Annotated in this window: 9 protein-coding genes; 2 read left to right on the plus strand and 7 right to left on the minus strand. The window is 64.5% G+C overall.

The features are described from left to right. From M9890_14280 to M9890_14310, 7 genes are all read right to left on the minus strand, one after another. Positions 1-1,571, minus strand: a 1,571-nt coding sequence (locus M9890_14280) for an FAD-dependent oxidoreductase (protein ID MCO5178119.1), incomplete at its 3' end; no start/stop codon positions are given. Between the two features lie 116 nt (positions 1,572-1,687). Next, positions 1,688-2,542: an IS3 family transposase gene (locus tag M9890_14285; protein ID MCO5178120.1), complete on the minus strand. Its 855-nt coding sequence runs from the start codon at positions 2,540-2,542 to the stop codon at positions 1,688-1,690. Continuing rightward, positions 2,539-2,844 carry a transposase gene (locus tag M9890_14290; GenBank protein ID MCO5178121.1) on the minus strand — a complete coding sequence of 102 codons (306 nt, stop codon included), beginning with the start codon at positions 2,842-2,844 and terminating at the stop codon, positions 2,539-2,541. Before M9890_14290 ends, M9890_14285 begins: the two co-directional genes overlap by 4 nt. A 567-nt stretch (positions 2,845-3,411) precedes the next feature. Beyond that, positions 3,412-4,194 carry a hypothetical protein gene (locus M9890_14295; GenBank protein MCO5178122.1) on the minus strand — a complete coding sequence of 261 codons (783 nt, stop codon included), beginning with the start codon at positions 4,192-4,194 and terminating at the stop codon, positions 3,412-3,414. Between the two features lie 54 nt (positions 4,195-4,248). Continuing rightward, the gene (locus M9890_14300; GenBank protein MCO5178123.1) at positions 4,249-5,244 is read right to left on the minus strand and encodes an inorganic phosphate transporter; all 996 of its coding nucleotides are present in this window, start codon (positions 5,242-5,244) and stop codon (positions 4,249-4,251) included. A 23-nt stretch (positions 5,245-5,267) separates the two neighbouring features. Next, the gene (locus tag M9890_14305; protein ID MCO5178124.1) at positions 5,268-5,879 is read right to left on the minus strand and encodes a DUF47 family protein; all 612 of its coding nucleotides are present in this window, start codon (positions 5,877-5,879) and stop codon (positions 5,268-5,270) included. A gap of 128 nt (positions 5,880-6,007) precedes the next feature. Further along, entirely contained in the window at positions 6,008-7,330 is a 1,323-nt protein-coding gene (locus M9890_14310; protein ID MCO5178125.1) for a beta-lactamase family protein, read from the minus strand. A 141-nt stretch (positions 7,331-7,471) separates the two neighbouring features. Between M9890_14310 and M9890_14315 the strand changes: the two genes are divergently transcribed. Next, the gene (locus M9890_14315) at positions 7,472-9,856 is read left to right on the plus strand and encodes a xanthine dehydrogenase family protein molybdopterin-binding subunit (protein ID MCO5178126.1); all 2,385 of its coding nucleotides are present in this window, start codon (positions 7,472-7,474) and stop codon (positions 9,854-9,856) included. An 89-nt stretch (positions 9,857-9,945) separates the two neighbouring features. Next, entirely contained in the window at positions 9,946-10,479 is a 534-nt protein-coding gene (gene cpt, locus M9890_14320) for a chloramphenicol phosphotransferase CPT (protein ID MCO5178127.1), read from the plus strand. The last annotated feature ends 20 nt before the right edge of the window (positions 10,480-10,499 follow it).

Raw genomic sequence — 10,499 nt, forward strand, 5'->3', positions numbered from 1 at the left:
ACATGCCGATCAGGCCGCGAGATCAGCAGCGCAGTGGTGTAGACAGGCCCTACTTCTTCACGCGTTATGTCGATCAGACGCAGGGGCAGGGATTCGGCTGCGGCGGCGGACAGCAGCGGGGCGACGTCGAGTGTCGGGTCGAGGCGCAGCAGGGCGTAGTCGTCGCCGTGCGCGTCGTAGAGCGAGCGACCATCGGCCAGCCAGACGTGCGGTGTGCGGCAGCCGGGGACGGTGCTGGGCGTGAAGCTGCCCATCGTGTAGGGCGGATGCGGCTCGCCGTCCTGCTCGATCAGCGGCGAGTCGTCGTAGTAGTAGCCGAAGTTCAGCCCGGCTGCGGCGTACTGCTGCACGTTCAGATCCCAGGTGGCCTTGCCCAAATCGGCTCGCGCCGCGTCCCCGGCCGTCGAGTCGTCCTCGATCTCGGGCGGCACGGCCCGGCGCTGCTTCGCCATCGCGTGGGCGTGGTTCATCGCGAAGTGCGACACCTGCTCTGTGATCGGCAGGCGCTCGCGCTCGTAGGCATCGAGGATCGTCGGTGCGCCCCAGCCGGCCACGCGCGCCGCCAGCAGCCAGGCCAGGTTCTCGGCGTCGGCCAGTCCGGCATTCATCCCGTAGCCCGCGTACGGCACCCATAGGTGCGCCGCGTCGCCGCAGATGAACACGCGCCGGTCGCGCAGCTTGTCGGCCACCAGCCGCCGACCGAACCAGTCTTCATTGGAGATGACCTCGTAGGCGAAATCCGCGCCGACGCCGAGAATCTCGCGGATCGCCCAATCGCGATCAACGCTGTCGAAGTCCGGCTCGTTGTCGCGCAGATAGTTGTGCAGCAGCCACGTCTCGCGCCCGTCGATCGCGTAGACCGTGCCGCTGCGCCGCGGATTCAGCGAGATGTTGCCCCACGACGGCGCGCCATCCTGCAGCGCCAGCAGACCCGGCGCGCGGATGTAGCTCGACTGCACACGCTGGACAACAGCATCGCCCTGCAGCCGCGCGCCGATCTGGTGTCGCACCGTCGAGCGCCCGCCATCGCAGCCAACGAGGTACGCGCCAGACAGCTGCACCTCCGCGCCGCTCGCAAGGTCACGTGCCGTCGCAGTGACGCCGTCGTCGGACTGCGTCAGCGACTCCAGCTCGACGCGGTTGAGGGTCGTCAGGCCGTCCAGCTGCCGGGCGGCGTTGAACAGGATCGGCTCAAGGTAGATCTGGTTGATGCGGTGCGGCGGCTCCGGCGTCGGCCAGTCGGTGTCTGCACCCGCGTCGCCGCGCCGACGCCCGGTCGGCGACGGCAGCACGATGCGAGTCAGCTCGCGGCCGGTGAACGTGGTCCGAAAGGCGATGTCGTGCGGGAAGTCGTCCGGCAGACCGGCAGCGCGCAGCTCGCCCGCGACGCCCAGCCGCCGAAACAGCTCCATCGAGCGCGACGCGACGTGGTTGCACTTCACGCTCGGCGGTTCACCCGCCGCCCGCCGCTCGACCAGCGCCACCCGCACGCCGCGCTGCACGAGATCCATCGCTAGCGTCAACCCGACCGGCCCGCCTCCGGCAATCAGCACATCCGCCTGAACATCCATCCGCCCCGCCTTTCGCTGTGTGAGGAACTATAACCTCACCCCCCGGCCCCCTCTCCTCGGAGGAGAGGGGGTGTCCTGTGCGAACAGTGGAGTGAACCCCAAATAGCGAACCACGATCAAAGAGAGGTTACGGTCGTTGCGTTGGTCACCTCGAACTCAGCAGGCGACCGATAGCCGAGGCTGGAGTGCAACCGCTTGTGGTTGTACACGTCCTCGATGAAGTGGTCCAGATTGGCCGCAGCCTCCTCGATCGACTGGTACGCGTTGGTGTTCACCTCCTCAGTCTTGAGCGTCTTGAAGAAGCTCTCAGCCCTGGCATTCTCGTACGGGTTGCCACGACTCGTCATGCTGATCGCGAGACCCGCCTCCTCCAACCGCGCCACATAGGCTGTGCTGGCATACTGCACGCCCTGATCCGAATGATGGATCAGTCCCGGCGCGGGCTGCCGCGTCTGGAGTGCCTGCTCCAGGGCATCCAGTGCCAACGCGGTGTCGATCGTGCGTGAGAGCGCCCAGCCAATACAGCGCCGTGAATAGCTATCGATGATGCAGGCCAGGTAGACAAAGCCTGCTGGCAATCGGATGTAGGTGATGTCTGATTGCCAGACCTGATTGGGTCGCACAATGTCAAGATCCCGGATCCGGTTCGGGTATCGCCGCAGTGCATGGGTCGCATCCGTCGTCACGACGAAGTGCCGTTTGAGCTGACACAACAAGGATTCTGCGCGCATCACCCGTAAGACGCGCTTGTGATTGATCGTCCAACCATCACGCTGGAGCTGCTTGGTGACACGGCGATAGCCATAGCCGGGGAAGGCCAGGATGATGGTCTCGATCGCCGCCCGGAGCGCCACAGTCTGGCTGTCTGGCTCGGTCGGCTGCGTGTAATACCAGGTGCGTCCGACACCGAAGAGCGCGCACAGCTGACGGATCGAGAGTTGTGGGTGGGTTGTCTGCGCAGCGCTGATCATGGCGTGTCGTTCCGCGAGCGAGCGCTGGCGAGCCCCTTTTTTAGCACCTGGTTCTCCAGCGCCAGTTGCCCACAGAACCGCTCCAGCTCGGCGATGCGTTGCTCCAGCGTGGCTGAACCCGTCTGCTCCTGCGGGGAGAAGGCGGCCTCACCGCGTGCGGCATACTCCCGTCGCCAGCGCCAGACCAGGCCGTCACTCAGGTTGTGTTCCCGGCAGACCTGTGCTGGACGCTTCTCGCCATCCTCGATCTGGCGCACCACCTGCAGCTTGAACTCCCGGCTATGAACCCGTCCATTCGCCATCGTCTCATCCTTCCTGCGCTGGCCGTCAGTCTACGACCAGCAGCTGAAGTTCTCTTTGACGGTGGTTCGGTCTTTGGGGTGCAGTCCAAGAAATCTCCCCCGCGTTGGACTGCATTGAACGGGTGGGAGATCTTTCGCTGAGGCTCAAGATGACAGGCCAAGGTGGTGGCTGTCGGCCTGAACGATCAGGCAGTCTGGCGCTGACGAACCACTCGATACTGTACCTGGCATGAACCGTCCGGCCGTCCGCCTGCCACTTCACTGTCATGTTGAGCGAAGCGAAAGATCCGTCCCCACGCATCGGGCTATCCAGCGGGGAGGACGGATTCTTCACTGCGTTCAGAATGACAGAGGCGGTGAGGCTGCCGACCTGTATTCCTGTCATTGAGTGGATTGTCAGTGTCAACACCCAAGGGGACACTCGGGCATTGGCACCCGGTAGCGAGGAATCTCTCCTGCGTTGGGATGCATCGAACGGGTAGGAGATCTCTCGCTGCGATTCGAGATGACAGGACAAGTGGGTGACTGTCGCTACCGTAACGCCGACTGTTTGGTGCGAAGGCTCCGCTATGACACAGGCGTCTCCGTCGGTGGTGTCCGTGGGTTCAGGAACTCGATTGCATCGCTGAATTCGGCTACAAGATCCGCCGCGTCCCTTGTGCCAAGCCACGAGACTGCCTTGCCGTCATCGGTCAGCGTCCACTTCATCGTGAGCCACCAGCCGGGTCCTGCATCAGTCGCGATCGGGCCGGGCGGGTTGTACGTCGTCGGGTTTGCGTCCAGCGTGATGAGAACCCGTTCTCCGACTGAGAGGTTCAGCCACGGCAAGTGGATTGTGACGCTGTCGTTACGCACATTGCCGCCGTTCATCAGCGCAACAATTCGTCCGTTATCGAGATTCGTCGATGTGCGATTCAGGATCGGTGGACTGTCCAGCGCGATGATGTATGGCGTCACGATGGTTGCACTTTGAGGCACCACGTCGTACGGGTTTTCCGGACGTGTGCCGTCGGGCGTTGACCATCGGGCGGGAAGGATCTCCTCCACTCGCCCCGTCACAACGAACTGGCTGACGCTGACATAACCCAAAGCTCCGGGGTCCTCTGCGACCTGGTCGGAAATGAGGCCGAAGTTGAACGGCTCAGCGGGGTTTGCTGTGGCCGACCCGATTGGAAAGAAGGACGCGGGGGTGGCCGTGGGTGCCGGAGTGGCCGTGCTCTGAATGGCGACTATGCTGTCCGTCGAAGTGTCTGTGATCTGCTGACCGGAGGGTGCGTCACGGCAGCCGGAGAGCGCCATCATGCCGATGGCGCACAAGATCGTGATGCACTTCGTCCGATCGAGCCGCATAGCGTGTGTATCTCAGGTAACGTTCGCGTGCCCCACAATCCGATATACGCCACGCTACGCAATCCAGATGGACAGCAGCAGGTAGCAGATGCCGGAGACGATCATGCAGGCCGGGATCGTCAGGACCCAGGCGCTGACGATCGTGCGGGCGACACCCCAGCGGACGCCACCGCGCCCGCGCACCGATCCGACGCCCATGATCGACGACGAGATGACGTGCGTGGTGCTGACCGGGAAGCCGAGGTGGCTGGCGGTGTAGATGACGGTCGCTGCGGCTGTCTCGGCAGCGAAGCCGTGGATCGGGTTGAGCTTGATGATCTTGTCGCCCATCGTGTGGATGATGCGGCGTCCGCCAGCGGCTGTGCCGGCACCCATCGCCAGTGCGGCGGTGATCATGACCCAGAACGGTACGTGGAACGAATCGAGGTGCCCGGCGGTGAAGAGCGCCAGCGTCAGGATGCCCATCGTCTTCTGCGCGTCGTTCGAGCCGTGGCTGAAGGCCATGAACGCGGCTGAGAAGAGCTGCAGCACACGGAAGACGCGCGTGCCGGTTGTCGGGCGGATGCGGAATGTCAGCCAGGAGACGATCGTGATGAGCAGCAGGCCGCCGATGAAGCCGATGATCGGTGAGCCGAGCAGCGCTACCAGTGTCTTTTCAATGCCGGTCCATTGCCAGACCTTGAAACCGCCGTGCACGGCACCAGCACCCAGCAAACCACCGATCAGCGCGTGCGACGAGGACGACGGGATGCCGAACCACCAGGTCAGCAGGTTCCAGATGATCGCGCCAATCAACGCGGCCAGCACGACCGACTGCGTCACCGAGCCCTCGTCGACCAGCCCGGAGCCGATTGTCTCGGCGACAGCGGTGCCGGTGAGCGCGCCGAAGATGTTGAATCCGGCAGCCATGAGGATAGCGGTGCGCAGCGATAGCACGCGCGTCGCCACGACCGTAGCGATGGCGTTGGCGGTGTCGTGAAATCCGTTGATGAAGTCGAAAGCGACGCCCGCGGCGAAGACGAGGATAAGGAGGAGCAGTACCTCATCCACCGTTGGCCGATCCTTCCGTTCGACTACGCCATCTTATAGATGATTTCTTCCATGATCTGAGTGGCTTCTTCGCAGGCGTCGATGGCGTCTTCGAGCGTCTCATAAATCTCTTTCCACTTGATGACGTCCAGCGCGTCGAACTGCCCCTCGAAAAGGGCTGCGAACGCGCGAGACCAGACCCGATCCCCTTCGTTCTCCAGCTCGTGGGCCCGGACGATGTGCTGGCGGTAGCCATCGCCACCGCGCAGGAAGGGCACCAGGTTCGCGACCTCCTGGCAGATCTGGGCCAGCACGTCGGTCAGCTCCTGGGCGAACTCCGGCACGTGATCGACGTTGCAGAGCAGCGCGATCTCGCCGGCCTCCTCGGTGGCATCAATCACATCGTCGAAGACGTGGATCAGGCGGTGGATATCGTCGCGGTCCATCGGCGTGATGAAGGTGCGCGAGATGCGGCCAACCACCTCGTGGGTGATCTGGTCGCCCTCGTGCTCAAGGTCATCAAGAGGTTGGAAGCGATCAGCCGAGATCTCTCCGGCGAAAAATTCCCGCAGTGCTTCGCCCGCCGCGACCATGCAGGCCGCCGAGCGTTCGAACAGCACGAAGAATGTATCCTCGCGCGGCAGCAACCAGCGCATCGCACCCCCCAGCATCTACAGATTGATCTGGACTACCCCACCCAGGGTCGTGCCATACGAGCCATCCGCGACCAATCACGCCCAAGTCACGGAGATTCGTCGTACACAGTATGGCAAAACCGTCGCGTCTATTCATCGCGCCAGTAGACGCGCCCGCCGATGGTTGCCAACTGCGCAGGGCTGTCCTCGGTTGGGAAGACAGCCAGCAAGGTGCGCTTGCCGAACGTCACCCGGAACTCGCCTGCGTTGCTCGGCACGATGCTGCTGGCCGGCTGACCGCTCAGCGTCATCGTCGGCTGGCCATCGTCACTGCCGAATACCGCCGTGTCGCGGCAGGTGCTGTACGAGCCGCTGACGCGCTCCAGCTCGCCATCCGGAAGCGGGTATGGCGCTGGCTCCGGCGCGGACGGCAGGCCGAGCAGCTCGGTCGCGACCGCCTCGGCGATCTCGCGTGATGGGCCGCTTGAGACGTTGAGCAGCGCGATCACGCCGGCGTTGCGCTCCGGTAGCAGCAGCGCGTGCGAGGAGACGCCGGTGATGCCACCCGAGTGCATCAGCGCACGCTCGCCACGGAAGTTGTCCGTTGTGCCCCAGCCAAGCGCGTAGCCCGACTCCGAATCGCGACTGATCCGCGTGCGGTGCAGCTCGCGATGCAACTGCTCCGGCACGCCCGGCAGGCTGCTCAGGTGGGCGGCGAGGTAGCGCGCCATGTCGTTCGCTGTCGAGCGATGCAGGCCGGCCGGCGCGATGATCGCACTCTGCGGCCAGGGTGCGCGGAAGGCGGGCGCACCGTCTTCATAGTCATAGAGGCTGGTCACGTCGTCCCAGCCGAGGCTCAGCGGATCGGCCATCGTCGAGCGCGTCATACCCAGCGGCCCGAAGACGTGCGCATTCATGTAGGTCGCGAACGATTCGCCGCTCAGCCGCTCGATGATCTCGCCCAGCAGTGAGAACGCGTCGTTCGAATATGAGAAGCGCTCGCCCGGCAGACCGGCCGGCTTCTCCGACATCGTTGCGATGTAGCGCAGCAGGTCGGTGGCGCTCTCCATCGGCGCGTCCGATTCCAGCCAGCCCAGCGACATCTCCAGTGCCGGTAGCACCGGCAGTCCCGAGACGTGCGACAGCAGGTGATCGAGGGTGATGTCGGCAGTTGGGAATGGCTCCGGCAGGCGCAAATCCGGCAGCAACTCGCCAGCCGGTGTGTCGAGTGTAACGCGACCATCGGCGACGAGTTGGGCAACCGCGACGGCGGTGAATGACTTGCCGAGTGAGCCGATGCCGAAGACGGTGTCCGGAGTCACCGGACGCTCCGTAGCCAGGTCAGCCGCGCCGTAGCCGCGAGCGAATATGGTCTCGCCATCGACCACGACAGCGACGCTTGCTCCGGGTACCGATTCATCCGCCATCATCGATTGGACAAGATCATCCACTGCGAGTCTGGAATCAGTCATGCGACACTACTCCCCTAATCGGCAAAGTGCTGGTACGCTGCGTCAATACACGACACAGGATCTGCTGCCCTGACGCTTGGCGTCTCCGCCTTTGGCAGATACGGTACTACACCGTCGGGGTGGGAAGGAGAGCAACGAAAGATGGTTCGGAGCGCAATGATTGGCGCACGGGTGCGCCGCAAGGAAGACCCGAGACTCATCACCGGTTCGTCGCTCTATGTCGACGATCTGCAAATGAACGGCATGTTGCACCTGACCTTTGTCCGCTCGCCGTTTGCGCACGCGAAGATCAACAGCATCGATACGTCGGCAGCGGCGGAAGCGCCCGGCGTGGTGGCGATCTACACCAGCGAGCAGCTCGAAGAGTTCTGCGGCCCGATGCCGGGCGGTGGTGGCGGCGAAGGTGCGCCGATGGAAGAGGACAACCCGCAGGCCGAGGGGCAATCCGGCGAGACAGCCGGTGAAGAGGTTGTCGAGGACGACGGCCCGATCCCCACTCCAACAACCTGGCCGCTGGCACGTGGCAAGGTCCGCTGGGTCGGCGAGCCGGTCGTCGTGATCGTCGCTGACAGCGTCGAGCAGGGCCGCGACGCCGCCGATCTCGTCGAGATCGACTACGAGGAGCTGCCGGCTGTCGTCGACATCGAGGCGGCACAGGAGGCGGGCTCGGCGCTCGTCTGGGACGGCATCCGCCATAATGTCGGTATTCGCTACAGCCGCGCGCGCGGCGAGACCGACAAGGCGTTCGCCGAAGCGGCGCACACGATCAAGCAGCGCATCCGCTCGCAGCGCGTCATGGCGACACCGATGGAGGGCCGCGTCACCGCCGCTGCGCCTGATCCGCTCACCAACGGCCTGACCGTCTGGGCGTCCAACCAGGCACCGCACTGGGTGCGTCGGACGATTGCGACGCAGCTCGGCATCAACGAGTCGAACGTTCGCGTCATCGCGCCGGAGGTTGGCGGCGGCTTCGGAGCCAAGATCCCGGTCTATCGCGAGGACCTGGCGACGGCGGCAATCGCCAACAAGCTGCGAAAACCGGTCAAGTGGACGGAGACCCGCTCCGAGAACTTCGCGGCGATGACTCATGGGCGTTGCCAGCTGGCCGAAATCGAGCTGGCAGCCGACGCCGACGGTGTCATCACAGGCCTGCGGCTCGATGTCACCGGCGACGCTGGTGCCTATCCTGCCGGCCTCGACATGCCGCCGATCACGACGATGATGTCGGTCGGTTGCTATGCCATTCCGAACGTCGACCTGAAAGCGAAGGCGGTCTACACCAACACCTCCGCCATCGGCGCGTATCGCGGCGCTGGACGCCCGGAAGCCGCCTACTACATTGAGCGCGCGGTTGACATCCTGGCGCACAAGATGGGCAAGGATGCCGCCGAACTACGCCGCCTGAACTTCATCCAGCCGGAGCAGTTCCCCTACAAGACACCAGCTGGCTTCACCTACGACACGGGAGAGTACGAGAAGGCGCTCGACAAGGCGCTGGAGGTTTCTAACTACGCAGAGCTGCGCGCCGAGCAGGCAAAGGCCCGCGAGGAAGGGCGGCTGGTCGGTATCGGTCTGGCGTCCTATGTCGAGATCTGCGGATTCGGCCCGTGGGAGAGCAGCAGCATCCGCATCGACCCGAGCGGCGCGGTCAGCATTTTCACCGGCATCTCCCCGCACGGGCAGGGTCAGGAGACGACCTTCGCCCAGATGCTGGCTGACGAGCTGGGTGCCGACTTCGACCGCATCGTCGTTCACCACGGCGACACCAGCAACACCCCGCAGGGCAACGGCACGATGGGCAGCCGCGGTCTGGCGGTCGGTGGCGCGGCGGTCATGGCCTCGGCGGTGAAGATCCGCGACAAGATGCTCGCCATCGCCGGGCACCAGCTTGAGGTTGCCAAGGATGACGTTGAGTACGATCGCGAGACCGGCACCTACCGGGTGAAGGGCTCGCCCGATAAGTTGCTGACCCTCAACCAGATCGCCGAGATCGCCTACGGTGGCGGTCTGCCGGAGGATATCGACGCCGGCCTGGTCACAACCGACTTTTTCAAGACGACCGGCGAGACGTACCCGTTCGGCACGCACGTCGCGATGGTCGAGATCGACCCGGAGACCGGCAAGGTCGAGGTCAAGAACTTCTGGTCGGTTGACGACTGCGGCAACGTTATCAGCCCGATCCTCGTCGAGGGGCAGGTGCACGGCGGGCTGGCGCAGGGCATCGGCCAGGCGCTCTATGAGGAGTCGGTCTACGACGAGAACGGCCAGCTCATCACCAGCACGCTGATGGAATACGCCGTCCCGCACGCCGACAGCTTCCCGATGTTCGACCTGCACCGCACCGTCACCACCACCCCGCTCAACCCGATGGGCGCAAAGGGCATCGGCGAGGCCGCCACGATCGGCTCAACGCCGGCCACGGTCAACGCCGTCCTCGACGCGCTGGCCCCGCATGGTGTTACGCATCTTGATATGCCGTTGTCTGCGCCGAAGGTGTGGGCGGCGTTGCAGGGTGGTGGGGAGTAGCGGGCGAACTGGTTTCTAGACGAAGAGAAGCGAGCCTCTCCTGGGAACGGGGGAGGCTCGCTTCGTTCGATGGATGGACGATTCACAAGATGGCGACTCAGATCATCGTGCTCAATGGCGGTTCCAGCTCCGGTAAGAGCGGCATCGCGCGCTGCCTGCAAGCGATCCTGCCCGACCCATGGCTCAGCCTCAGCATCGATGACCTGATCGACGCCATGCCGCCGTCACTCGTCGGCTCCGGCTCAGGCGTGACCTTCGGCGAGCAGGGCGAAGTCGAGGTCGGCGACGCCTTCCGCACCGTCGCCGCCGCCTGGATGGCCGGCATCGCCGAAATGGCGCGGCGCGGCGCACGCATCATCGTCGACGATGTCTTCCTCAGCGGCGCAGCATCGCAAGAGCGCATGCGCGCCAGCTTCGACGGCATCAACGTGCTATGGGTCGGCGTCCACTGCGATCCCACCATCGCCGCTGCCCGCGAACTCGCCCGCGGCGACCGCGTCGGCGGCATGGCCGCGTCGCAAGCGGCTGTGGTGCAGGGGGGTGTGGTGTATGACCTGGAGGTTGATACGAGGAGGGCGGAGGCGTTGGAGTGTGCGCGGGTGATTGCGGGGTGGGTGGGGTGACATCCAATCCGTATTGGAGG

This window comes from Thermomicrobiales bacterium (assembly GCA_023954495.1).
Taxonomy (GTDB): domain Bacteria; phylum Chloroflexota; class Chloroflexia; order Thermomicrobiales; family CFX8; genus JAMLIA01.

Bases quoted from the DNA above. Each gene is read 5' to 3' on its own strand.
- M9890_14285 (MCO5178120.1), bottom strand. From the start codon at position 2,542: ATGATCAGCGCTGCGCAGACAACCCACCCACAACTCTCGATCCGTCAG.
- M9890_14290 (MCO5178121.1), bottom strand. From the start codon at position 2,844: ATGGCGAATGGACGGGTTCATAGCCGGGAGTTCAAGCTGCAGGTGGTG.
- M9890_14295 (MCO5178122.1), bottom strand. From the start codon at position 4,194: ATGCGGCTCGATCGGACGAAGTGCATCACGATCTTGTGCGCCATCGGC.
- M9890_14305 (MCO5178124.1), bottom strand. From the start codon at position 5,879: ATGCGCTGGTTGCTGCCGCGCGAGGATACATTCTTCGTGCTGTTCGAA.
- M9890_14310 (MCO5178125.1), bottom strand. From the start codon at position 7,330: ATGACTGATTCCAGACTCGCAGTGGATGATCTTGTCCAATCGATGATG.
- M9890_14315 (MCO5178126.1), top strand. From the start codon at position 7,472: ATGGTTCGGAGCGCAATGATTGGCGCACGGGTGCGCCGCAAGGAAGAC.
- cpt (MCO5178127.1), top strand. From the start codon at position 9,946: ATGGCGACTCAGATCATCGTGCTCAATGGCGGTTCCAGCTCCGGTAAG.